The 25,018-nt window shown below is 59.4% G+C and carries 21 protein-coding genes and 2 tRNA genes; 3 read left to right on the forward strand and 20 right to left on the reverse strand.

Annotated features, from left to right (window positions below; genetic code table 11):
* Window positions 1-82: 82 nt before the first annotated feature.
* The 11 genes from infB to rlmE all read right to left on the reverse strand — a co-directional run bounded on the left by infB (window position 83) and on the right by rlmE (window position 11,186).
* Window positions 83-2,587, reverse strand: coding sequence for a translation initiation factor IF-2 (gene infB / locus AC07OF_RS17055; protein WP_157191094.1), 2,505 nt, complete (start codon window positions 2,585-2,587; stop codon window positions 83-85).
* Between the two features lie 27 nt (window positions 2,588-2,614).
* On the reverse strand, window positions 2,615-4,096 hold the full coding sequence (gene nusA, locus AC07OF_RS17060; RefSeq protein ID WP_038606771.1) for a transcription termination factor NusA: 1,482 nt from the start codon (window positions 4,094-4,096) through the stop codon (window positions 2,615-2,617).
* 59 nt (window positions 4,097-4,155) lie between these two features.
* Window positions 4,156-4,614, reverse strand: a complete 459-nt coding sequence (rimP, locus tag AC07OF_RS17065; protein WP_157194684.1) for a ribosome maturation factor RimP — start codon at window positions 4,612-4,614, stop codon at window positions 4,156-4,158.
* A 129-nt stretch (window positions 4,615-4,743) separates the two neighbouring features.
* A tRNA-Met gene (locus AC07OF_RS17070) sits at window positions 4,744-4,820 on the reverse strand.
* Window positions 4,821-4,917: 97 nt separating this feature from the next.
* A tRNA-Leu gene (locus AC07OF_RS17075) sits at window positions 4,918-5,003 on the reverse strand.
* A 19-nt stretch (window positions 5,004-5,022) separates the two neighbouring features.
* Window positions 5,023-5,409, reverse strand: coding sequence for a preprotein translocase subunit SecG (gene secG, locus AC07OF_RS17080; RefSeq protein ID WP_157191093.1), 387 nt, complete (start codon window positions 5,407-5,409; stop codon window positions 5,023-5,025).
* Window positions 5,410-5,412: 3 nt separating this feature from the next.
* Window positions 5,413-6,168 carry a triose-phosphate isomerase gene (gene tpiA / locus AC07OF_RS17085; RefSeq protein WP_157191092.1) on the reverse strand — a complete coding sequence of 252 codons (756 nt, stop codon included), beginning with the start codon at window positions 6,166-6,168 and terminating at the stop codon, window positions 5,413-5,415.
* A 66-nt stretch (window positions 6,169-6,234) separates the two neighbouring features.
* On the reverse strand, window positions 6,235-7,575 hold the full coding sequence (glmM, locus tag AC07OF_RS17090) for a phosphoglucosamine mutase (RefSeq protein ID WP_157191091.1): 1,341 nt from the start codon (window positions 7,573-7,575) through the stop codon (window positions 6,235-6,237).
* A gap of 16 nt (window positions 7,576-7,591) precedes the next feature.
* The gene (gene folP, locus AC07OF_RS17095) at window positions 7,592-8,443 is read right to left on the reverse strand and encodes a dihydropteroate synthase (RefSeq protein WP_495073264.1); all 852 of its coding nucleotides are present in this window, start codon (window positions 8,441-8,443) and stop codon (window positions 7,592-7,594) included.
* Window positions 8,444-8,451: 8 nt separating this feature from the next.
* Complete coding sequence (gene ftsH, locus AC07OF_RS17100; RefSeq protein ID WP_198325397.1) at window positions 8,452-10,350, reverse strand: ATP-dependent zinc metalloprotease FtsH; 1,899 nt, start codon at window positions 10,348-10,350, stop codon at window positions 8,452-8,454.
* 212 nt (window positions 10,351-10,562) lie between these two features.
* Complete coding sequence (rlmE, locus tag AC07OF_RS17105) at window positions 10,563-11,186, reverse strand: 23S rRNA (uridine(2552)-2'-O)-methyltransferase RlmE (RefSeq protein WP_038606755.1); 624 nt, start codon at window positions 11,184-11,186, stop codon at window positions 10,563-10,565.
* Window positions 11,187-11,287: 101 nt separating this feature from the next.
* Between rlmE and yhbY the strand changes: the two genes are divergently transcribed.
* The gene (yhbY, locus tag AC07OF_RS17110; protein ID WP_038606752.1) at window positions 11,288-11,596 is read left to right on the forward strand and encodes a ribosome assembly RNA-binding protein YhbY; all 309 of its coding nucleotides are present in this window, start codon (window positions 11,288-11,290) and stop codon (window positions 11,594-11,596) included.
* Between the two features lie 12 nt (window positions 11,597-11,608).
* Here yhbY and AC07OF_RS17115 read toward each other — a convergent pair whose 3' ends face one another.
* The 8 genes from AC07OF_RS17115 to grpE all read right to left on the reverse strand — a co-directional run bounded on the left by AC07OF_RS17115 (window position 11,609) and on the right by grpE (window position 21,950).
* Complete coding sequence (locus tag AC07OF_RS17115; protein WP_198325396.1) at window positions 11,609-12,055, reverse strand: MFS transporter; 447 nt, start codon at window positions 12,053-12,055, stop codon at window positions 11,609-11,611.
* Window positions 12,033-12,515 carry a transcription elongation factor GreA gene (greA, locus tag AC07OF_RS17120; protein WP_084167971.1) on the reverse strand — a complete coding sequence of 161 codons (483 nt, stop codon included), beginning with the start codon at window positions 12,513-12,515 and terminating at the stop codon, window positions 12,033-12,035. Before greA ends, AC07OF_RS17115 begins: the two co-directional genes overlap by 23 nt.
* Window positions 12,512-15,733, reverse strand: a complete 3,222-nt coding sequence (gene carB / locus AC07OF_RS17125; protein WP_157191088.1) for a carbamoyl-phosphate synthase large subunit — start codon at window positions 15,731-15,733, stop codon at window positions 12,512-12,514. Before carB ends, greA begins: the two co-directional genes overlap by 4 nt.
* 103 nt (window positions 15,734-15,836) lie before the next feature.
* Window positions 15,837-16,973, reverse strand: coding sequence for a glutamine-hydrolyzing carbamoyl-phosphate synthase small subunit (carA, locus tag AC07OF_RS17130; RefSeq protein WP_157191087.1), 1,137 nt, complete (start codon window positions 16,971-16,973; stop codon window positions 15,837-15,839).
* Window positions 16,974-17,225: 252 nt separating this feature from the next.
* The gene (gene dapB / locus AC07OF_RS17135; protein WP_157191086.1) at window positions 17,226-18,029 is read right to left on the reverse strand and encodes a 4-hydroxy-tetrahydrodipicolinate reductase; all 804 of its coding nucleotides are present in this window, start codon (window positions 18,027-18,029) and stop codon (window positions 17,226-17,228) included.
* 13 nt (window positions 18,030-18,042) lie between these two features.
* Window positions 18,043-19,167, reverse strand: a complete 1,125-nt coding sequence (dnaJ, locus tag AC07OF_RS17140) for a molecular chaperone DnaJ (protein WP_107026441.1) — start codon at window positions 19,165-19,167, stop codon at window positions 18,043-18,045.
* A gap of 210 nt (window positions 19,168-19,377) precedes the next feature.
* Window positions 19,378-21,294 (reverse strand): molecular chaperone DnaK, encoded by a 1,917-nt coding sequence (gene dnaK / locus AC07OF_RS17145; protein ID WP_038606732.1) that lies wholly within the window; start codon window positions 21,292-21,294, stop codon window positions 19,378-19,380.
* Window positions 21,295-21,395: 101 nt separating this feature from the next.
* On the reverse strand, window positions 21,396-21,950 hold the full coding sequence (gene grpE, locus AC07OF_RS17150; protein WP_038606729.1) for a nucleotide exchange factor GrpE: 555 nt from the start codon (window positions 21,948-21,950) through the stop codon (window positions 21,396-21,398).
* Between the two features lie 230 nt (window positions 21,951-22,180).
* Between grpE and recN the strand changes: the two genes are divergently transcribed.
* Window positions 22,181-23,854 carry a DNA repair protein RecN gene (gene recN / locus AC07OF_RS17155; RefSeq protein ID WP_461530479.1) on the forward strand — a complete coding sequence of 558 codons (1,674 nt, stop codon included), beginning with the start codon at window positions 22,181-22,183 and terminating at the stop codon, window positions 23,852-23,854.
* Between the two features lie 64 nt (window positions 23,855-23,918).
* On the opposite strand, the gene fur is transcribed toward recN, so the two are convergent.
* Complete coding sequence (gene fur, locus AC07OF_RS17160) at window positions 23,919-24,326, reverse strand: ferric iron uptake transcriptional regulator (protein ID WP_157191082.1); 408 nt, start codon at window positions 24,324-24,326, stop codon at window positions 23,919-23,921.
* Window positions 24,327-24,423: 97 nt separating this feature from the next.
* Between fur and AC07OF_RS17165 the strand changes: the two genes are divergently transcribed.
* Entirely contained in the window at window positions 24,424-24,963 is a 540-nt protein-coding gene (locus tag AC07OF_RS17165) for an outer membrane protein assembly factor BamE (protein ID WP_157191081.1), read from the forward strand.
* Window positions 24,964-25,018 lie beyond the last annotated feature (55 nt).

The following is a 25,018-nucleotide window of genomic DNA, read 5'->3' on the forward strand; positions in this document are numbered from 1 at the left end:
GCTTGAGCCTGACCGGGCGTTGCGTTCAGAGGCGCTGACAACCGCCTTGCGACGGGCATTTCGCGCTTCCCATGCTCGATGCTTAGAGCGTACGAGCCACTTGGACTTTCTCGAAGACTTCGATCTTGTCGCCGACTTTGACGTCGTTGTAGCTCTTCACGCCGATACCGCATTCCATGCCGGCACGCACTTCGGACGCATCGTCCTTGAAGCGACGCAGCGATTCCAGCTCGCCTTCGAAGATCACCACGTCGTCGCGCAGTACGCGGATCGGACGGTTGCGGTAGACCACACCCTCGGTGACCATGCAGCCAGCGATGGCGCCGAACTTCGGCGAACGGAACACATCACGCACTTCGGCGATACCCAGGATGTTCTCGCGAACATCGCTGCCGAGCATACCGGTCAGGGCTTTCTTGACGTCTTCAATGATGTCGTAGATCACGTTGTAGTAACGCATATCCAGACCTTCCTGCTCGACGATCTTGCGCGCGCCGGCATCGGCACGCACGTTGAAGCCGAACAGTACTGCATTGGAAGCCAGGGCCAGGTTGGCGTCGCTCTCGGTGATACCACCGACACCGCCACCGATCACACGAACCTGTACTTCGTCGTTGCCCAGACCGCTCAGGGAGCCCTGCAGGGCCTCGAGAGAACCACGTACATCGGACTTGAGTACGATGTTGAGGGTCTTCTTCTCTTCCTGGCCCATGTTCTCGAAGATGTTTTCGAGTTTGCCGGCATGTGCGCGAGCCAGTTTGACTTCGCGGAACTTGCCTTGACGGAACAGCGCGACTTCACGGGCTTTCTTCTCGTCAGCCACTACCGACAGCTCGTCACCCGCATCCGGGGTGCCGTCCAGGCCGAGGATCTCGACCGGGATTGCCGGGCCGGCTTCCTTAACAGGCTTGCCGTTTTCGTCGAGCATGGCCCGTACACGGCCATAGTTCGAACCGCACAGGACCATATCGCCCTGACGCAGGGTACCGTCCTGAACCAGCACGGTAGCCACCGGGCCGCGACCCTTGTCCAGACGCGACTCGACGACGACACCACGACCCGGGGCCGATGGCGTGGCCTTGAGCTCGAGGATCTCGGCTTGCAGCAGAACGGCTTCGAGCAGTTCGTCGACACCGGTACCCATCTTCGCGGAAACCTTGACGAACGGCGTGTCTCCACCCCAGTCCTCGGAGGTAACGCCTTCGACGGACAGCTCGTTACGGATGCGATCGAGGTCGGCACCCGGCTTGTCGATCTTGTTCACTGCAACAACCAGTGGAACGCCAGCAGCCTTGGCATGCTGAACGGCTTCACGGGTTTGCGGCATCACACCGTCGTCCGCCGCGACCACCAGGATCACGATGTCAGTAGCCTTGGCACCACGGGCACGCATGGCGGTAAACGCGGCGTGACCAGGGGTATCGAGGAAGGTGACCATGCCGCGGTCGGTTTCCACGTGGTAGGCACCGATGTGCTGGGTAATACCACCGGCTTCGCCAGCAGCTACCTTGGCACGACGGATGTAGTCGAGCAGCGAGGTCTTACCGTGGTCAACGTGGCCCATTACGGTCACGACCGGCGCACGGGTCTCGGTCTCACCTTCAAACTTCAGCGATTCGGCCAGGGAGTCTTCCAGGGCAGTGTCGCTGATCAGGGTGACCTTGTGGCCCAGCTCTTCGGCGACCAGCTGAGCGGTCTCCTGGTCGAGCACCTGGTTGATGGTCACCGGAGTGCCCAGCTTGAACATGAACTTGACCACTTCAGCGCCCTTGACGGACATCTGGTTGGCCAGATCGGAAACAGTGATGGTCTCGCCGATCTGCACGTCACGGATAACCGGACCGGTCGGGCTCTGGAAACCATGGGCATTGCGCTTCTTCGGCTTGCCCTTGCCACGGCCACCACGACGGAAGCCATCGCTTTCTTCGTCGGTGGTACGCGGAGCGGCACGCGGCGTTGGCGCCTTTTCCTTTTCCTTGACCTTGACCGAAACGCGTGGCGCTTCGTTACGGCGCTCGCCACCACGACGATCGTCGTCACGCGACTTGTCGTTGCGACGCACGTCGTCTTTCTTGCGCTCGGCAACCGGTGCCGGAGCGACGTCGGCAGTCTCGATCACCGGGGCCGGAGCCGGGGCAACCGGGGCAGCGGCGGCGGCAGCAGGTGCTGCAGCTGGCTGGCGACGGTTTTCTTCCTCGGCACGCTGACGTGCTTCGGCGTCGGCCTTCTCACGGGCAGCGTTTTCGGCTGCACGGCGCTCTTCCAGCTCGCGCTTCTGCTCGGCCTGGATTTCTTCCGGGCTGCGCTGAACGAATACTTTCTTCTTGCGTACTTCTACGCTGATGCTCTTGCTACCGGCAACACGCAGGGTGCTGGTGGTCTTGCGCTGCAAGGTGATCTTGCGCGGCTCTTCCACCTTCGCCTTGTGGCTGCTCTTCAAATGAGCCAGCAGAGCCTGCTTCTCATTGTCGGTCACTACCTGACCGGCGTCGGTGTGCGGCAGACCTGCCTCACGCATCTGCTGCAGCAGGCGCTCTACCGGTGCAGCGACCTCTTGGGCCAATTCTTTCACCGTGACTTGCGTCATGCACTTCTCTCCTCAGGCCGCGCCTAATTACTCGAACCAGTGGGCTCGGGCGGCCATGATCAACTTGCCGGCACGCTCTTGGTCGATGCCGTCGATGTCGAGCAGGTCGTCAATCGACTGCTCGGCCAGGTCTTCGCGGGTAACTACGCCGCGCACCGCCAGTTCCATCGCCAAATCCTTGTCCATACCCTCAAGCGAGAGCAGGTCTTCGGCCGGATGGGCGTCTGCCAGCTTTTCCTCAGTAGCGATGGCTTTGGTCAACAAACGATCCTTGGCGCGAGCACGAAGCTCATTGACGATGTCTTCGTCAAAGCCGTCGATGTTGAGCATTTCTTCCAACGGTACGTAGGCAATCTCTTCCAGGCTGGTGAAGCCTTCATCGACCAGCACCTGTGCCAGCTCTTCGTCGACTTCCAGCTCGTCGATGAAGTTGCGCAGGATGTCACCGGTTTCAGCTTGCTGCTTGGCCTGGATGTCCGATTCGGTCATCACGTTCAGGGTCCAGCCGGTCAACTGGCTGGCAAGACGCACGTTCTGGCCACCACGGCCAATTGCCTGGGCCAGGTTGTCGGCACCCACGGCGATATCCATGGCGTGGGCATCTTCATCGACGATGATCGCCGCGACTTCAGCCGGCGACATTGCGTTGATGACGAACTGTGCAGGGTTGTCGTCCCAGAGGACGATATCCACACGTTCGCCGCCCAGTTCACCGGACACAGCCTGGACACGCGAACCGCGCATGCCGATACAGGCACCTTGCGGGTCAATGCGCTTGTCCTTGGAGCGTACGGCGATTTTGGCGCGCGAACCCGGATCACGGGACGCGGCCATGACTTCGATCAGGCCCTCGGCGATTTCCGGCACTTCGATGCGGAACAGTTCGATCAGCATCTGTGGCGCGGTACGCGACAGGATCAACTGCGGGCCGCGGTTCTCGGTGCGGATTTCCTTGAGCAGGGCGCGCAGGCGCACACCGACACGGAAAGTCTCGCGAGAGATGATGTCTTCACGGGCCAGCAACGCTTCGGCGTTGTTGCCCAGGTCAACGATGACATTGTCACGGGTGACCTTCTTGACGGTACCGGAGATGATCTCGCCCAGACGCTCGCGGTAAGCATCTACCACCTGAGCGCGCTCGGCTTCACGGACCTTCTGGACGATGACTTGCTTGGCGGTCTGGGCGGCAATACGGCCGAACTCGATCGACTCGATCTTTTCTTCGATCACGTCACCGACTTTGGCTTCAGGATGAGTCTCCTGAATCTTCGCCGGCCACACTTCGATCGCCGGATCGTCCAGATCTTTCTCTTCGACGACAGTCCAGCGACGGAAGGTTTCGTAGCTACCGGTGTGGCGATTGATTTCCACACGCAGGTCAACTTCGTCGTCAAAACGTTTTTTGGTTGCAGTGGCCAGAGCCACTTCCAGCGCTTCAAAAATTACGCCGGCCGGTACGCCCTTTTCGTTGGATACCGACTCAACAACCAGCAGTACTTCTTTGCTCATCGTACGCCTCGCCTTTCGCAAGCCATTGGATCCGCGCGGTCCGCGGGATCCGGCACGTCTCAGTCAAAACTGGGAATAATGTTGGCCTTGTCGATCGAATCGATCGGCAACAGGAACTCTTGGTTGTCTACCTGGACAACCACGTCCTGCTCCTCCACGCCACGGAGAAGGCCCTGAAAGTTACGACGACCTTCAAAGGGCGTACGCAGCTTGATCTTCACTTGTTCGCCGGCATGCGAAGCAAACTGTTCCAAAGTGAACAGCGGGCGATCCATGCCAGGAGAGGACACTTCAAGGGTGTATTCGGAACTGATCGGATCTTCGACATCCAGAATTGCACTGGCCTGGTGACTGACGATTGCGCAGTCATCAACCAGAATGCCTTCCTCTTTATCGATATAGATACGCAGGACCGAATGTTTGCCTTGAGAGATGAATTCGATCCCCCAGCATTGATAGCCAAGAGCCTCGACCACCGGGGCCAACAAGGCCTGCAACTGTTCTAGCTTGCTCGACACCTGAACCCCCTCGTGCATGCTATGCAAATAAAAAATGGGCAAAGCGCCCATCCCTGATACGCCGTTGAATACCGGCGTTATGACTGTTCAGCCAAGAAAAAGCCCCTGCAAAAGGGGCTCCGCTGAAACTGGTTGCGGGGGCTGGATTTGAACCAACGACCTTCGGGTTATGAGCCCGACGAGCTACCAGACTGCTCCACCCCGCGACAAAGCTGGGGCGAAAGTATACGACCGAACCCTGTTAGGGTCAATCTAACCTCCACCTACAAGAAAGCCCGCTGTAGCGGGCTGTCTTGTTTCAATTGGTACCGAGAAGGGGACTCGAACCCCTACACCCTATGGGCACAACCACCTCAAGGTTGCGTGTCTACCAATTCCACCACCTCGGCAATACTACTTTGAAACCCGTTACTTCTGCTCTTGAGCGGGAGGAACATCGCCAGTGTTAGTGGCTTCGTTCTTCTGCTCCTGGAGCACCGGTACATCATCTGTTGCCGGTTTTTGCTGCTTCACTTCAAGTACCGCTGGATCTGGCAACCCTACCTGAGTCAGCTCATGAGCTTTCTCTTTAGCAAAGTATCCTAACCCAAGAGCAGTTAAGAAGAAAGAGGCAGCTAGTATAGCAGTAAACTTACTCAGAAAGGTAGCAGAACCTTGGCTTCCGAACACAGTATTTGAAGCACCTGCGCCGAAAGATGCACCCGCTTCCGCACCTTTACCCTGTTGCAGCAACACCAGCACTACCAAACCCAGTGCGCCCATCAGATGCAAAACAACGATCACTGTTTCCAGCATTTTTCAGTTTCCTGCGGCGCGACAAATTGCACCGAATTCGTCTGCGTTCAGAGAAGCCCCACCAATCAGGCCCCCATCGATATCCGGCATGCCGAACAGTTCAGCCGCATTGGCCGCCTTCACGCTGCCGCCGTATAGAAGCCGCACATTCTTCGCGACTTCCGGGTTCTTTGCCGCCAGCTGCTCACGAATGGCCTTATGCACATCCTGAGCCTGCTGTGGCGAGGCTGTCAGCCCTGTACCGATGGCCCATACAGGCTCATAAGCAATCACCGCACTGGCGAAGACATCAACACCGAACGCTTCGATGACGCTGTCCAGCTGACGCCCGACAATCTCAAGCGTTTTACCTGCTTCGCGCTCTTCGAGGGTTTCCCCTACACAGAGCACCGGCTTCAAACCGCAAGCCTGTGCCGCAGCGAACTTGCGATTGAGGACTTCGTCGTTCTCGCCAATGATCTGGCGGCGCTCGGAGTGCCCAATCAGTACCAGCTCGCAACCTGTCTCAGCCAGCTGGCTCGGTGCAATTTCACCGGTCAGCGCGCCTTGTTCAGGCTGTACCGCAGAATTCTGAGCGCCAACGGCGATCGACTTACCCTGCAATCCATCAATCACCTGATTGATGTACAGCGAGGAAGGAAACACCGCGACCTCAACACCGCTCGGCAAGGCCTGATTACTCAAGCCCTTGATCAGCTCAGCGACGCTGGCGCGGGTACCGTGCATCTTCCAGTTACCAGCTACCATAGGGCGACGCATGCTGTACCTCGTCGGTCAAAGTGGGCGCAGATGTTACCCAACCAAATCACTGCTGGCAAGCGTATTTCAAACGCAAACTTCACTTACCAGTTTTGCCAGGGTTTCGGCGTGTGCGCGAACCTGGCTTTCGTCATCGCCTTCGACCATTACCCGCACCAAAGGCTCTGTTCCGGACTTGCGCAGCAACACGCGACCACGCCCGGCCATTTCCTCGGTTACCCGGGCAGAAGCCTCCTTCACCGCCGGATGCTCCAGCGGGTCGACCTTGCTGGTACCGAAGCGAACATTGATCAGCACCTGCGGGCACTTGCGCAGGGCCTGACGGGCCTGGGCAAGGGTCTCGTCGCGACGCTTGAGGGCCATCAGCACCTGCAACGCAGCGATAATCGCATCCCCCGTGGTGGTGTGATTGAAACACACCACATGCCCGGAGTTCTCGCCGCCAATGATCCATTCGCGCTCTAGCAACTCGGCCATCACATAGCGGTCGCCGACCTTGGCGCGCACAAAGGGGATATCGAGGTCCTTGAGCGCCAGCTCCAGGCCCAGATTGCTCATCAGCGTACCAACCACCCCACCCTGCAGCTTGCCGCGCTCCTGCAGGTCACGGGCAATGATGAACAGCAATTCATCACCATCGACGACTGCACCGGTATGGTCGACCATCAACACCCGGTCGCCATCGCCATCGAAGGCAATACCCAGGTCAGCATGACCAACCAGAACCGCCGCTTGCAGCGATTCGATATGGGTCGAACCACAGTTTTCGTTGATATTCAGGCCGTCTGGCTGTGCCGAAAGCACCGTGACATCAGCACCCAGCTCGCGAAACACGCTTGGCGCGACCTTGTAGGTAGCGCCGTGAGCGCAATCGACCACCAGCTTGAGGCCGGCAAAATCGGTGCTGGTCGGCACGCTGCTTTTGCAGAACTCGATATAGCGCCCGGCAGCGTCGTTGATTCTCGACACCTTGCCCAGCTTGCTCGACTCGACCACGGTCATTGGCTGATCGAGCAACTCTTCGATCATCAGCTCGACTTCGTCAGGCAGCTTGGTGCCCTGGCCGGAGAAGAACTTGATACCGTTGTCATCATGTGGATTATGCGAGGCGCTGATAACGATACCCGCCTCGGCATGGAAGGTCCGGGTCAGGTAGGCGATGGCCGGGGTCGGCATCGGCCCGAGCAACATCACATCAGCACCGGCGGCGGACAAACCAGCTTCCAGGGCCGATTCGAACATGTACCCGGAAATGCGGGTATCCTTGCCCACCAGCACCCGGCAAGCGCCCATCTTGCGAAAGGCCATACCCGCGGCCCAGCCGAGCTTGAGCATGAAGTCAGGGGTGATGGGGTATTCACCGACACGGCCACGGATACCGTCGGTACCAAAATATTTTCTGCTCATAGATGCTCCATCACGCTTATTCGGCGGTTTGAACCGCTGCAATCATCCGCACTACATCGGCGGTTTCGGCGACATCGTGAACACGCAGGATGCTCGCACCCTTGGTCATCGCCAGTGCAGCCAGGGCAAGGCTGCCATAGAGCCGTTCTCCGACCGGACGACCAAGGGCCAGGCCGATCATGCTCTTGCGCGAAACGCCCACCAGCAAGGGACGCCCCAGCTGATAAAGCGCTTCCATGTGCTTGAACAGGCTAAGGTTGTGCTCCAGCTTCTTGGCAAAGCCGAAACCCGGATCAAGAATGATCCGCTCGGCCTCGATACCGACGGCCGCGCAAGCCGCCATTCGCTCTTCAAGATAGCTCGCAACCTCGGCAGTGACATCCTGGTAATGCGGATTGTCCTGCATGTCGCCCGGCTCGCCGCGCATATGCATCAGGCACACTGGCAAACCGGTAGCTGCAGCAGCATCCAGGGCACCGTCACGACTGAGTGAACGCACATCATTGATCAGCCCGGCACCGAGCCTGGCTGACTCGCGGATCACCGCTGGCGTCGAGGTATCAACCGAGATGATCACATCGAGCTCACGATTGATGGCTTCGACGATCGGGGCAACGCGCTCCAGCTCTTCAAGCGCAGACACCACTCGAGCACCAGGACGAGTGGACTCGCCACCGACATCGACCAGGGTCGCACCGGCAGCCACCATCGCCTCGGCATGACGCAATGCCGCATCACGCTGGGTGAAACGACCGCCATCGGAGAAGGAATCGGGGGTGATATTGAGGATACCCATGACATGGGTACGGGACAAATCAAGAACCCGGTTGCCGCAAGGCAACCGGGTTGGGTACTGCTTTGACGTCATAAAAGCCCTTAGATTTGCGCCGCCGGGCCGCCAATCGGCGATTCCGGGCGATCACTCTGCTGTGCAGGCGTACCCGAGCCATCCTCCCAGTCACGCGGCTCGCGCGGAGTACGGCCAGCCATGATGTCGTCGATCTGCTCGGCATCGATGGTCTCGTACTTCATCAATGCATCAGCCATGGCGTCGAGCTTGTCGCGGTTATCCGTAAGGATCTGCTTGGCGGTGGCATAGCACTGATCGATGATGCTGCGCACCTCGGAGTCGATCAGCTTGGCCGTTTCGCCCGAGACGCTGGCATGCTGGGAGCCGGCGCTGCGACCCAGGAAGACTTCACCTTCTTCTTCGGCATACATCAGCGGCCCGAGTTTTTCCGACAGGCCCCACTTGGTGACCATGTTCCGGGCAATCTGGCTCGCACGCATGATGTCGTTGGAAGCACCGGTAGTCACACCGTCGAAACCAAGGGTCATTTCCTCGGCGATACGGCCGCCGTACAGCGAGCAGATCTGGCTGATCAGCGCACGCTTGGACAGGCTGTAACGGTCTTCCTCAGGAAGGAACATGGTGACACCCAGGGCGCGACCACGTGGAATGATCGACACTTTGTAGACCGGATCATGCTCAGGCACGACGCGACCAACGATGGCATGACCCGCTTCGTGATAAGCCGTATTGCGCTTCTCTTTCTCGGACATGACCATGGTTTTGCGCTCGGCGCCCATCATGATCTTGTCTTTGGCCAGCTCGAACTCTTTCATCTCGACGACGCGCTTACCGCCACGGGCAGCAAACAGCGAGGCTTCATTGACCAGGTTGGCAAGGTCGGCACCGGAGAAACCAGGGGTACCACGGGCGATGACTGCCGGGTTGACGTTGTCGCCGACCGGCACTTTGCGCATGTGTACCTTGAGGATCTGCTCACGACCGCGAATGTCCGGCAAGCCGACCACGACCTGGCGGTCGAAGCGACCAGGACGCAGCAGCGCCGGGTCGAGCACATCAGGACGGTTGGTCGCGGCAATGACGATGATGCCGTCATTCATCTCGAAACCATCCATCTCCACCAGCAACTGGTTGAGGGTCTGCTCGCGCTCGTCGTGACCGCCACCCATGCCGGCGCCACGATGGCGACCGACGGCGTCGATTTCGTCGATGAAGATGATGCACGGTGCGTGTTTCTTGGCCTGTTCGAACATGTCGCGAACACGGCTGGCGCCGACACCGACGAACATTTCGACGAAGTCGGAACCGGAGATGGTGAAGAACGGAACCTTGGCTTCACCGGCAATCGCCTTGGCCAGCAAGGTTTTACCGGTACCCGGCGGGCCGACCATCAGCACGCCACGGGGAATGCGACCACCCAGGCGCTGGAACTTGCCTGGATCGCGCAGGAACTCTACCAGTTCGCCAACCTCTTCCTTGGCTTCGTCGCAACCTGCGACATCGGCCAGAGTAGTCTTGACCTGGTCTTCGGATAGCAGACGCGCCTTGCTCTTGCCGAAGCTCATCGGCCCGCCCTTGCCGCCGGCACCACCCTGCATCTGGCGCATGAAGAACATGAATACGGCAATGATGACCAGGATCGGGAAGCTGGCGACCAGCAGTTGGGTCCAGATGGACTGTTGCTCAGGCTGCTTGCCCTCGACCACGACGTGGTTGTCGACCAGATCACCGATCAGGCCGTTGTCCTGGATGGCCGGACGGATGGTCTTGAAGCTGTCGCCATCAGTACGCTTGCCGGTGATGACATAGCCATCGACCGCTACGCGCTCGACCTTGCCATCCTTGACCTGCTGAATGAAGTCGGAATAGTTGAGGGTCTGTGGCTCATTCGGGCTGGAGAAGTTGTTCATCACTGTCACCAGGACAGCCGCGATGATCAACCACAGGATCAAGTTCTTTGCCATATCGTTCAATTAGCTACCCTCTGAAGCCGGCTGACGGCGCAGCCGTGCCTCGCATGATATTCACCGGCCTAACTTACTACATAACCTACACATCTGCAGGCGCCGTCTGTAACCCTTTGTGAAACCTAGACTACACGATGTTCATCCAGGTAAGGCAGGACAGCCGATTGGAAATAACTATCGGGCGCCCTGAAAGTCACCGGCCTGAAGCCTTACTCGCCGCGATAACCCCTCGCCAGCAAGTACTGCTCGCGGGAGCGATCCCGCGAAGAGTCAGGCTTGATCATCTGAACCTTGTCGAATTTCTGACGAGCGTCCTTCAGATATACGTCAAAGCCTTCGCCCTGGAAAATCTTGATCAGGAAATCCCCACCCGGCTTGAGTACCCGGGTCGCCAGATCAAGGGCCAGTTCACACAGGAACATGGACTTGGGGATATCCACAGCAGGCGTACCACTCATATTGGGGGCCATATCGGAAATCACAAGGTCTACGTGTGAATTACCGACCGCCGCAAGGATCTGCTCCAGCACTTCGTCCTGGGTGAAGTCGCCCTGGACGAAGGTAACGTCCGGAATACTGTCCATCTCCAGAATGTCCGAAGCGATCAGACGACCCTGACCGCCGATCAGACGACTGGTCACCTGCGACCAGCCACCCGGCGCCGCGCCGAGATCGACTACGCTCATACCAGGGCGAATAATTCGGTACTTTTCCTGAATTTCCAGCAATTTGTAGCTCGCTCGCGAGCGATAACCATCCTTTTGCGCCTTTTTGACATAAGGATCGTTGAAGTGTTCTTTCAGCCAGCCAAGGCTTGTCTTGGAACGCGCCACTGGGCACCTCGATGATTAGGGTCGTGATTAACTGGGCGGATCCACGGGCCCTCGGGTAAAATGGCCGCCATTTTTACAGAATCAGACACAAGGGTCAGATTATGCCGCTCAATAACGAGCAGAAGAAACAGTACAAATCCATTGGCCACGATCTGAAACCAGTTCTGATTGTGGCAGGCAACGGGCTGACTGAGGGCGTTATCGCCGAACTCGAACGCGCTCTGGCCGATCACGAACTGATCAAGGTCGAGATTCGTTCGGAAGATCGGGAAGAACGTGCCGCCGCAATCGCCGCACTGTGCAAAGCCGGTCGCGCCGAGCTGGTACAGACCATCGGCAAAAAGGCGCTGATCTATCGCCGCAACCCACAGCCGAACAAGCAGCTGTCGAACATCCATCGCTACAAGTGATGTTCGCCGCGGTCAGTGGCGCGCCCTGCGCGCCCTGCCCGGCACCGGCTGCATGACCAGCAGCAAGCCGGTAAGACCCAACACCAGGTAGCAGAACAGCTGCCAGCGCAATTCCCCCGGCATGCCCACGCGCAAAGCGAAATACACCACGCACGCCAGCATTGCCATCGACAACAACTGCCCCCGCATGTCCCGCCACAGACTGGCCAGGCCCTGCGCCTGAATCAGCACCAGTGCCTGCACGCCTGCGCAAAATGCCGCAAACGCCACCAGCAACGATGCCATCAGGCTACCAATATCCTCGATCAACAGCGGCGCCAGGCCAATCTGGCCCAACGCCGGCAGCAGACCGAAATGCAGCATCCACAGGCCACCCACCCAGAACACCTGGGTCAGTTGCCAGATTGCCGGGGCGGCAGCAAAGCCCCGGCGACGGTCAGATGTGTTTGACTTCGACAATCTCGTACTCGACCGTACCGCTTGGCGTTTTGATCACCACGGTATCACCCTCTTCCTTGCCAATGATGGCGCGGGCGATCGGAGCACCGACCGAGAGTTTGCCCTGCTTCACGTCCGCTTCGTCTTCACCCACGATCTGGTAAGTCACCTGATCGCCGGTCTCGGTGTTTTCCAGGTCCACGGTGGTACCGAAAATCACTTTGCCAGTGTGGGCGATGGTGGTGACATCGATCACCACCGAGTTCTGCAGGCGGCCTTCGATATCGCGAATACGCGCCTCGACCATACCCTGCTCTTCGCGGGCAGCGTGGTACTCGGCGTTTTCCTTGAGATCGCCCAGTTCGCGGGCTTCACCAATGGCCTGGCTCAGGCGCGGACGCTCGGTCTTGCTCAGGAAAAGGTGCTCTTCCTCCAGGGCGCGAGCGCCCTGGACGGTCATCGGGTACTTGGTAATGCTCATGCTTTGAGTCCTGCATGCAGATCCTGCAAGCGGCGAACGGTCTTTTCAGGACCAAATTTCAGCGCTTCGCAGATGGCTTCACCGGCCGCAATGGTGGTGGTGCAGTAAATCTTGTGCTGCAACGCATTGCGACGAATCGAGTAGGAGTCGGCGATCGACTGGCGGCCTTCGGTGGTGTTGATGATCAGCGACACTTCGTCGTTCTTGATCATGTCGACCACGTGCGGACGACCTTCGGTCACCTTGTTCACGCGACGCACTTTCAGGCCAGCCGCTTCGATAACCTTGGCGGTACCGACGGTGGCAACCACTTCGAAGCCCAGGGCGATCAGATCACGGGCAACACCGGCCACTTGTGGCTTGTCGTCGTCACGCACGCTGATGAACGCAGTACCGCCGGTCGGCAGCACTTCGCTGGCACCCATCTGGGCTTTGGCGAAGGCCTCACCGAAGCTGTCGCCGACACCCATGACTTCACCGGTGGATTTCATCTCAGGGCCGAGGATCGGGTCAACACCCGGGAACTTGGCAAACGGGAACACCGCTTCTTTGACACTGTAGAAGTTAGGAATGATTTCCTGGGTGAAACCGATTTCTTTCAGCGATTTGCCAGCCATGACGCGCGCGGCAATCATCGCCAGCGAAGTGCCGATGCACTTGGAGACGAAAGGCACGGTACGCGAAGCGCGCGGGTTGACTTCGATCACGTAGATCTTGTCGCCCTGCAGCGCCAGCTGGACGTTCATCAGGCCGACAACACCCAGTTCCAGGGCCATTTTCTTGACCTGTTCGCGGACCTCGTCCTGAACATGGGCCGGCAGCGAGTACGGTGGCAGCGAGCAAGCCGAGTCACCGGAGTGGACACCCGCCTGTTCGATGTGCTGCATGATCGCGCCGATCACTACGTCCTTGCCGTCGCAGACCGCATCCACGTCCATCTCGATGGCGCAGTTGAGGAAGTGGTCGAGCAATACCGGGCTGTCGTTGGACACTTGTACCGCTTCGCGCAGGTAGCGCTTGAGCTCGTCCAGTTCGTAGACGATTTCCATCGCACGGCCGCCCAGTACGTAGGACGGGCGCACCACCAGCGGGTAACCGATAACGCCGGCAGCACGAATCGCTTCGTCTTCGCTGCGCACGGTGGCGTTAGGCGGCTGCAGCAGGTTCAGGCGCTGAACCATGTGCTGGAAGCGCTCACGGTCTTCCGCGCGGTCGATGGCGTCAGGGCTGGTGCCGATGATTGGTACGCCGGCTTCTTCCAGGGCACGCGCCAGCTTCAGCGGAGTCTGGCCGCCGTAGTGGACGATCACGCCTTTTGGCTTCTCGACACGCACCACTTCCAGCACGTCTTCCAGGGTCAGCGGCTCGAAGTACAGACGGTCGGAGGTGTCGTAGTCGGTGGAGACGGTTTCCGGGTTGCAGTTGACCATGATGGTCTCGTAACCGTCTTCACGCAGGGCCAGTGCCGCGTGTACGCAGCAGTAGTCGAACTCGATACCCTGACCGATACGGTTAGGACCGCCGCCGAGGATCATGATCTTGTCGCGGGTCGACGGGTTCGCTTCACACTCTTCCTCGTAGGTCGAGTACAGGTAGGCGGTGTCGGTGGCGAACTCGGCCGCGCAGGTGTCAACGCGCTTGTAGACCGGGAACACTTCCAGCTTGTGGCGGTGACGACGCAGGTTCTTGTCGGTGATACCCAGCAGCTTGGCCAGACGCTGGTCGGAGAAGCCCTTGCGCTTGAGACGCAGCATCAGGTCCTTGTCGATCGCCGACAGGGCCAGGGTCTTGACCTTCTCTTCTTCTTTGATCAGGTCTTCCATCTGCACCAGGAACCAGTGGTCGATACCGGTCAGGGCGAAGATTTCGTCGCAGGTCATGCCCGAGCGCATGGCGTCAGCCACGTACCAGATGCGCTCGGCACCCGGCACGGTCAGCTCGCGCTTGAGGATGCTGGCAGCGTCAGGGCTGGCCAGGTCGACTTTCGGGTCGAGGCCGCAAACACCGACTTCCAGACCGCGCAGGGCTTTCTGCAGGGATTCCTGGAAGGTCCGGCCGATGGCCATGACTTCACCCACGGATTTCATCTGGGTGGTCAGGCGGGCGTCGGCTTTCGGGAATTTTTCGAAGGCGAAACGTGGCAGCTTGGTAACGACGTAGTCGATCGACGGCTCGAAGGAAGCCGGGGTACGGCCGCCAGTGATGTCGTTCTGCAGTTCGTCGAGGGTGTAACCGACAGCCAGCTTGGCGGCGATCTTGGCGATCGGGAAGCCAGTGGCTTTCGAGGCCAGGGCCGAGGAACGCGATACCCGCGGGTTCATCTCGATCACGACCATGCGGCCGGTGTCCGGGCAGATGCCGAACTGCACGTTGGAACCGCCGGTTTCAACACCGATTTCACGCAGCACCGCCAGCGAGGCGTTGCGCATGATCTGGTATTCCTTGTCGGTCAAGGTCTGTGCCGGAGCCACGGTGATCGAGTCACCGGTGTGCACGCCCATCGGGTCGAAGTTCTCGATCGAGCAGACGATGATGCAGTTGTCCTTTTTGTCGCGGACCACTTCCATCTCGTACTCTTTCCAGCCGATCAGCGATTCGTCGATCAGCAGCTCTTTGGTCGGCGACAGGTCCAGACCACGGGCGCAGATTTCTTCGAATTCTTCCCGATTGTAAGCAATACCGCCACCGGTGCCGCCCATGGTGAAGGACGGACGGATGATGCACGGGAAGCCGAGCTTCTCGAGCACTGCGTTGGCTTCTTCCATGCTGTGGGCGATACCGGAGCGCGGGCATTCCAGGCCGATGGCCTTCATGGCGGTATCGAAGCGCGAACGGTCTTCGGCTTTGTCGATGGTGTCGGCGTTGGCACCGATCATTTCCACGCCGAACTTTTCCAGGACGCCTTCGCGCTCCAGGTCCAGGGCGCAGTTCAGGGCGGTCTGGCCACCCATGGTCGGCAGCAGCGCGTCAGGGCGTTCTTTTTCGATGATCTTGGCAACGGTCTGCCACTTGATCGGCTCGATGTAGGTGGCGTCGGCCATGGCCGGGTCGGTCATGATGGTGGCCGGGTTGGAGTTCACCAGGATGACGCGATAGCCCTCTTCGCGCAGGGCTTTACAGGCCTGGGCGCCGGAGTAGTCGAATTCGCAGGCCTGGCCGATCACGATCGGGCCAGCGCCAAGAATCAGGATGCTTTTAATGTCTGTACGTTTTGGCATGGGTATCACTCAATTCCGCAGGTCAGTCGGCAAGCCGCTTTGAACAATCTTGGGACAGCACCTGAACGCGGCTTGCACCGGTTCAGGGCCTTCTCGCAGGTGCTCAGCGGCGCTTGGCCATGGCATCGATGAAACGGTCGAACAGAGGCGCGACGTCAGTCGGGCCCGGGCTGGCTTCAGGGTGGCCCTGGAAGCTGAACGCGCTCTTGTCGGTGCGCTCGATACCCTGCAGGGTACCGTCGAACAGCGACTTGTGGATGGCGCGGACGTTGCCCGGCAGGGTGGCCTCATCAACCGCGAAACCGTGGTTCTGGCTGGTGATCATCACCACGCCGGTATCCAGGTCCTGGACCGGGTGGTTGGCACCGTGGTGACCATGACCCATTTTCACGGTCTTGGCACCGGAGGCCAGGGCCAGCAGCTGGTGACCCAGGCAGATACCGAATACCGGGATTTCGGTTTCGAGGATGTCCTTGATCGCCTGGATCGCGTAGTCGCATGGCTCCGGATCACCAGGGCCGTTGGACAGGAACACGCCATCCGGGTTGAGCGCCAGGACTTCGCTGGCCGGAGTTTGTGCCGGCACCACGGTCAGGCGGCAGCCGCGGGCAACCAGCATGCGCAGGATGTTCAGCTTGACGCCGTAGTCGTAGGCAACCACGTGGTACGGCAGATCGGCGGCATCGATGGTCGCGTGGCTGTCGGTTTTCAGCTCCCAGACGCTGGAGCGCCATTCGTAGCTAGACTTGGTGCTGACAACTTTCGCCAGGTCCATGCCCTTGAGGCCAGGGAAACCGCGAGCGGCGGCGATTGCAGCCTCTTCGCTGATGTTGTCGCCGGCCAGGATGCAACCGTTCTGCGCGCCCTTCTCACGCAGGATGCGCGTCAGACGACGCGTGTCGATGCCGGCGATCGCTACCACGTTATTGGCTTTGAGGTAGTCAGGCAGCGACTGCTTGTTGCGCCAGTTGCTCGCGATAAGTGGCAGGTCGCGAATCACCAGACCGGCCGACCAGACGCGATCGGACTCGGCGTCTTCCGGCGTGGTGCCGGTGTTGCCGATGTGTGGGTAAGTCAGGGTAACGATTTGCTGCGCATAGGAAGGGTCAGTCAGGATTTCCTGATAGCCGGTCATTGCGGTGTTAAACACCACCTCACCAACGGTTTGTCCGTCGGCTCCAATGGCTTCACCGCGAAAAATGCTGCCATCGGCAAGGGCGAGTATGGCTGGCTTAGTCAAGAAGACCTCCCGTAAATCTAGCCTGAAGGGGCGATCGCAGGTTGCAAAAAAGCGGAATGACGTATAGACACGTCACCCCGCTTTCTTAATCGAATTATCTGCGCGCTTTTAGTGGACACACTAAAGCTGTAGCTTACAGAAAAACGCTTTTTTGGTCTACCACTGATGTGCCTGAAAAGCTCAGGAATGCGACAGGGCGCATTGGAGGGGTGCTGTGGGAGGGGCAAGCCCGCCCCCACAGGAGTGTTGCCATCAACGCAGGTCGAGTACGTCCTGCATGTCGTACAAGCCAGGCTCGCGCCCGTCCAGCCACAGGGCGGCACGCACCGCACCCTTGGCAAAGGTCATGCGACTTGAAGCCTTGTGAGTGATCTCAAGGCGCTCACCGTCAGCGGCGAACAACACGGTGTGATCACCAACCACGTCGCCGGCACGCACAGTGGCGAAACCGATGGTCTGACGGTCACGGGCACCGGTCTGGCCTTCACGGCCGTACACCGCCACTTCCTGCAGGTCACGCCCCAGCGCATTGGCGACGACTTCGCCCATGCGCAGCGCGGTACCCGATGGCGCATCGACCTTGTGCCGATGGTGAGCTTCGATGATTTCGATATCGACATCATCCCCGAGCACTCGCGCAGCCATGTCCAGCAGTTTCAGACTGAGGTTGACGCCAACACTGAAGTTGGCCGCAAAGACGATCGGGATATCTTTACCCGCCTCGGCCAGCAACTGCTTCTCTTCGACACTGAAACCGGTAGTACCGATGATCATGGCCTTGCCCGCCTTACGGCAGAACTCCAGGTTCTTCAGGGTCACCGACGGGTGAGTGAAATCGATCAGCACGTCGAATTCGTCAGCAACCTTGGCCAGATCGTCGGACAGCGGTACGCCGATCCGACCCAGCGCCGCCAGCTCACCGGCATCAGCCCCGACCAGCGAACTGTCCGGACGATCAATCGCCGCAGTCAGCCCCGCACCCGGAGCCTGCTGTACTGCTTCGATCAGGGTCTTGCCCATGCGCCCTGCCGCGCCCATTACCGCTATACGTCGCATGCCCTATTCCTTCTTACAAGTCGCCGAAGAAGCGCTTTACGCCTTCGAACCAGCCATTGGCTTTCGGCGAATGGGAACTGTCGCCTTCCAGCGAATCGCGCAGCTCTTCGAGCAGCTCACGCTGGCGACGACTGAGGTTGACCGGTGTTTCGACTGCGACGCGGCACATCAGGTCGCCAGCACCACCACCACGAACCGGCGCCACACCCTTACCACGCAGTCGGAACTGCTTGCCGGTCTGGGTACCTTCCGGAATCTTCAGCTTGACCCGACCATCGAGAGTCGGCACTTCCAGCTCGCCACCCAGGGCAGCATCGGTGTAGCTGATCGGTACTTCGCAGTACAGGTGCTTGCCGTCACGCTGGAAGATCGGGTGTTCGCGCACGTTGATCACAACGTACAGATCACCGGTCGGACCGCCATGAGAACCGGCTTCACCTTCACCGGACAGACGAATGCGATCGCCCGTATCGACACCGGCCGGCACCTTGACCGAAAGGGTCTTGTATTCTTCGACACGACCTTCGCCGTGGCAGGAACCGCACGGATCAGTAATGATCTTGCCCTGGCCATGGCAACGCGGGCAGGTCTGCTGGACCGAGAAGAAGCCCTGCTGCATGCGCACCTGACCAATACCACCGCAGGTCGGACAGGTCGAAGGCGACGAGCCCTTCTTGGCACCGGAACCATCGCACGGCTCGCAGTTGACCAGTGTCGGCACACGGATATTGACCGTGGTACCACGCACCGCTTCTTCCAGGTTCAGCTCCAGGGTGTAGCGCAGGTCGCTGCCACGCTGGGCACCACCGCGCGAGCCACCGCGGCCGCCACCGAAGAAGTCGCTGAACACGTCACCAAAAATATCGGAGAAGTTCGCGCCACCAAAGCCGGCACCGCCGCCACCCATGCTCGGATCGACACCGGCATGACCGTACTGATCATAGGCGGCGCGCTTGCTGGCATCGGAGAGCACTTCGTAAGCCTCGTTGGCTTCCTTGAATTTCTCTTCCGACTCTTTGTCATCAGGGTTACGGTCCGGGTGATGCTTCATCGCCAGGCGGCGATAGGCCTTCTTCAGGTCCGCTTCACTGGAGCCGCGCTCAACTCCCAGAACTTCGTAATAGTCACGCTTTGCCATAAGTCTTTGCACTCTTGAGGACGTTCGGCAAACCTCTGCGCATTCCGCGCTGTGCCGCCAGCAGCTGCCTCAACCCCCTCCAGGAGGCCTGACAGATGCTGTAAAAATTCGGGTATTGCAGACACGCCAACGCGGGAGCAAGCCCCCGCGCGGCGACATCCTACCAGCCAACCACTAGAAAGCAGTCAACCGGCCGACAACCTGTAGCAATTACTTGTTGTCTTTGACTTCTTCGAACTCAGCATCAACGACGTCGTCGTGCTTGGCTTCTTCAGCCTGCTGTGCGCCAGCCTGTGGCTGCTCGGCCTGCTGCTCGGCGTACATCTTCTGAGCAACTGGAGCCGAAACTTTCGACAGCTCTTCGACCTTGGCGTCGATGGCAGCCTTGTCGTCGCCTTTGATAGCGGCTTCCAGGGCAACCACGGCAGCTTCGATCGCAGTCTTCTCTTCAGCAGTGACCTTGTCACCGGCGTCAGCGACCATCTTGCGAGTCGAGTGAACCAGTGCATCACCCTGGTTGCGGGCAGCGGCCAGTTCTTCGAACTTGCGGTCTTCTTCCGAGTTCGCTTCGGCGTCGCGGATCATCTGCTGAATTTCTTCATCAGACAGACCGGAGTTGGCCTTGATCACGATCGACTGAGTCTTGCCAGTAGCCTTGTCTTTGGCGCCTACGTGCAGGATGCCGTTGGCGTCGATGTCGAAGGTTACTTCGATCTGTGGCACGCCACGTGGTGCTGGTGGAATCTCGGCCAGGTCGAACTTGCCCAGGGACTTGTTCTGTGCAGCCTGCTTACGCTCACCTTGCAGCACGTGAATGGTCACGGCGCTCTGGTTGTCATCGGCAGTCGAGAACACCTGCGACTTTTTGGTCGGGATAGTGGTGTTCTTCTCGATCAGCGCAGTCATCACGCCACCCATGGTTTCGATACCCAGGGTCAGCGGGCTGACGTCCAGCAGCAGTACGTCTTTGACGTCACCGGCCAGTACCGCACCCTGGATAGCAGCACCCATGGCAACAGCTTCGTCAGGGTTGACGTCTTTACGCGCTTCTTTACCGAAGAAATCGGTAACCGCTTTCTGTACCAGCGGCATACGGGTCTGACCGCCAACCAGGATCACGTCGTCGATCTTGCTGACGTCGATACCGGCGTCTTTCATCGCAATGCGGCAAGGCTCGATGGTGCGCTGAACCAGGTCTTCGACCAGCGACTCCAGCTTGGCGCGGGAGATCTTCACGTTCAGGTGCTTAGGACCGGTGGCATCTGCAGTGATGTACGGCAGGTTGACGTCGGTCTGCTGGCTCGAGGACAGCTCGATCTTGGCTTTTTCAGCGGCTTCTTTCAGGCGCTGCATGGCCAGCGGGTCACCTTTGAGGTTCATGCCGCTTTCTTTCTTGAACTCGTCGACGAGGTAGTCGATCAGGCGAATGTCGAAGTCTTCACCACCGAGGAAAGTGTCACCGTTGGTGGCCAATACTTCGAACTGGTGCTCGCCATCGACTTCGGCGATTTCGATCACCGAAACGTCGAAGGTACCACCACCGAGGTCATAAACGATCACGGTGTGGTCGCCTTTGGCCTTGTCCATACCGTACGCCAGCGCAGCCGCGGTTGGTTCGTTGATGATACGTTTTACGTCCAGACCGGCGATGCGACCGGCATCCTTGGTGGCCTGACGCTGGCTGTCGTTGAAGTAGGCCGGAACGGTGATGACCGCCTCGGTCACTGGCTCGCCGAGGTAGTCTTCGGCGGTTTTCTTCATCTTTTTCAGGATTTCAGCCGAGATTTGTGGCGGTGCCATTTTCTGGCCGTTCACTTCAACCCAGGCGTCGCTGTTGTCCGCTTTGACAATTTTGTACGGAACCATCTGGATGTCTTTCTGCACGACGTCTTCATCGAAGCGACGGCCGATCAGACGCTTTACCGCGTACAGGGTGTTGTGCGGGTTGGTGACAGCCTGACGCTTGGCCGACTGGCCAACCAGGATCTCGCCATCGTTGGCATAAGCGATGATCGACGGCGTGGTACGCGCGCCTTCAGCGTTCTCGATAACCTTGGCGCTGCCGTTTTCCAGAATGGAGACGCAGGAGTTGGTGGTCCCCAGGTCGATACCGATGATTTTACCCATGTTAACTCTCCCGAAACTTGAATTTGGTTGCCGCAGCAGTGGTGGCTAACTGCGGTAATACTTGAATGCTTGACACCTAGATGGGGGCGCCAGAAACGATTTCAAGCCTGCTCGTCAATCGACGGCGAAACCGCTGCCGGGGCCTTGCTGACCACGACCATGGCCGGGCGCAGCAGGCGACCGTTGAGCTGGTAGCCCTTCTGGAACACCTTGAGCACGCTGTTGGGCTCGACCTCGGCGCTTTCCTGCATGGCCATGGCCTGGTGGTGCTCGGCATTGAAGGGTTCGCCGTGCGGGTCAATCGCCTCGAGGTTGTAGCGCTTGAGGGTGTCGTGGAACATCTTCAGGGTCAGCTCGATACCTTCGCGCATAGGGCGAATGTTCTCGTCCTCGGCGCTGGACAGTTCCAGGCCACGCTCGAGGCTGTCGATGACCGGCAGCAGGTCACCGGCGAATTTTTCCAGGGCGAACTTGTGCGCCTTCTCTACGTCCTGCTCGGCGCGACGGCGCACGTTCTGCAGGTCAGCGGCGGTGCGCAGGGATTGATCCTGGGCCGCCGCCAGCTGCTCTTCGAGCACCTGTACGCGGGCGCTCAGGTCTTGGTCGCCAGTCGCTTCGGCGTTCAGATTCTGTTCATCCAGCTGTTCGTCAGCCATAAAATCTCTCCTCTCGAATAAGGTCTGCGAGCATTACTCGCGCTTCTGCCGCCTATATGGGGTCGCAAAACCCAGGTTCAAGGGCTACGAAACAGCTCACGCGCATTCACTCATAACCCATCGCAATCAGAACCGCGCCCTGATAACCAAATTGAACTAAACGGCAGCATTGTCAGAGGATTTGAAAACACTGTATAAATAACCAGACTTAACGCCTGGGAGCCGCCCCAATGCTGGTGCACCTGTCCGTACACAACTATGCCATCGTCGAACACCTGGACCTCGAGCTCGCCCGCGGGATGAGCGTCATTACCGGCGAAACCGGGGCCGGCAAATCGATCATGCTCGACGCCCTCGGCCTGACTCTGGGTGATCGTGCCGACAGTGGCGTGGTGCGCCCAGGCGCCGACAAGGCCGACATCCTCGCCACCTTCGATCTGGCAGACATTCCCGAGGCCCGCACCTGGCTGGCCGAGCGCGACCTGGACAATGATGGTCCGTGCATCCTGCGCCGGGTGATCACCGCCGAAGGCCGCAGCCGCGGCTACATCAACGGCACGCCCTGCCCGCTCGGCGACCTCAAGGCCCTCGGCGAGCTGCTCATAGATATCCACAGCCAGCACGAGCACCAGTCGCTACTGAAGTCCGATACCCACCGCCGCCTGCTTGACGAGTACGCCGGTGCCACCGACCTGGCCCGCCAGGTGCAACTGGCCGCCCAGCGCTGGCGCCAGACCCGCCAGGAGCTGGAGCGCCTGTCCAACTCCGGCGACGAGCAGCGGGCGCAACATCAATTGCTCAGCTACCAGCTCGAAGAACTCGACAACCTCGGCCTGGGCGAGAACGAACTGGAGCAGCTGGAGCAGGAACACAAGAACCTGACCAACGCCGAAGCACTCTTTGGCATCTGCCGCCAGGTGATCGATCACTGCAGCGAAAACGATTCCGGGAATGTGCTCAACGCCCTGACCGCCAGCCTCAATCGCCTGACCGCAGTGCAAAATGCGCCCAAGGCACTGGGCGAAGCCGCCAACATGATCGCCAGCGCACAGATCCAGGTTGAAGAAGCGGTCGGCGAGCTGAACCGCTTCCTTGATCACTTCGACGCCGACCCCGCGCGCCTGCAGCAACTCGAAGAACGTCTCGACAGCATCTATACCCTCGCCCGCAAACACCGTGTGCACCCGACAGAACTGGCAAACCTGCAACAGCGGCTGATGGAAGAACTCGAAGGCCTGAATGCCAATGACGAGTCCATCGAGCGTCTTGGCGAAGAACTGGCGGCCTTTGCCCGCCATTACCAGGACAAAGCCGGTGAGTTGAGCGCCCTGCGCATTCAGGCTGCCAACCAGCTGGCCGGCGCGGTCGAGCAGGAAATCCAGCGCTTGGGCATGCCCGGCGGCCGCTTCAGCATCGAACTGCACGCCAATGGCAGCGACGAGCTGTCTCCCCACGGCCTGGAGCAGGTGGAGCTACTGGTCAGCGCCAACCCCGGCCAGCCGCTCAAGGGCCTAGCCAAAGTCGCCTCCGGAGGTGAGCTGTCACGGATCAGCCTGGCCATCCAGGTGATCACCGCGCAAACCTCGCGCATCCCGACGCTGGTCTTCGACGAAGTCGATGTCGGGATCGGCGGCCCGACGGCAGAGATCGTCGGTCAATTGTTGCGACGCCTGGGCGAACGCGGCCAGGTACTGACCGTGACCCACCTGCCACAAGTGGCCGCCCAGGGCCATCATCACCTGTTTGTCCACAAGGTGCGCAACAGTGACGCCACACATACCGCCGTGGCCAACCTGGGCAAGCGCGAACGGGTTGAAGAAGTGGCGCGGATGCTCGGCGGTATCGACCTGACCAAGGAGTCCCTGGCCCACGCCCGCAAGATGGTGGTCACCAGCAAAGCCTGATACCCGACCCAGAAAGCACAAAGGCGACCCCAGGGTCGCCTTTGATGCTGCGCAACAAGAAGTGTTACTTACTTTTCTTGCGCACGTACAGGACCAGATTATGGTCAACCAGTTCGAAACCATGTTCGGCAACGATTTCTTTCTGGCGCTTTTCAATTTCGCTATCGAAGAACTCGATAACTTCGCCAGTCTCCATGTTGACCATATGGTCATGGTGGCCGCCATCGGCCAGCTCGAACACGGCGTGACCGCCGTCGAAGTTGTGGCGCACTACCAGACCGGCAGCTTCGAACTGGGTCAGAACACGGTAGACCGTGGCCAGACCGACATCCTCGCCTGCCTCCATCAGCGCCTTGTAGACATCCTCAGCACTCATGTGACGTTGCTCGGTAGAGTCGAGCATCTGTAGAATTTTTACTCGAGGCAGTGTCACCTTGAGACCGGCTTTGCGCAGTTCGCTATTTTCAACCATGGTCAGCTTTCTCGCCGATGCTGCTTCGCAGCTTCTCTGAATACGGGTATGATCGGGGTTTACGTTGTCCAGCCAAGATAGTGGAAGTCGCCCACCGATGCAAAACACCAAGCTCTTGCTAACCAGCCTCACCTTTGTGGGACTGCTCGCACTCGCCGGTTGCTCGTTCCCCGGGGTTTACAAAATCGACATCCAGCAGGGCAATGTCGTCACGCAAGACATGATAGACCAATTACGCCCCGGAATGACCCGCCGGCAAGTACGGTTTATCATGGGTAACCCGCTGATCCAGGATACCTTCCACACCAACCGCTGGGATTACCTGTACAGCTTGCAACCTGGTGGCGGCCAACGCCAGCAGGAACGCATGAGCATTTTCTTCAACGAGAACGATCAACTGGTCAGCCTGTCCGGCGACTTCATGCCAGGCGTCAGCCGCGACCAGGAAATCCTCGGCGGCAGCGGCGACACCAGCGTCAGCCCGGCACAGCCAGGCACCACCACGGAGCCGACCGAACAGGTCAAAGAAACCCCGGCCAAGCCAGGCTCCCTGGAAGAGAAGATCCAGCGCGAAGTCGATACCATCGAAACGATCCCGGTACCGACCCCAGCCCCACTGGAAACCTCGCCGCAGTAAGCATTCTGCAGGCAAAGAAAAGCCCGGACATTCCGGGCTTTTTTGTGCCTGCAAT

The sequence above is a fragment of the Pseudomonas sp. GW821-FHT10B02 genome, assembly GCF_059415665.1.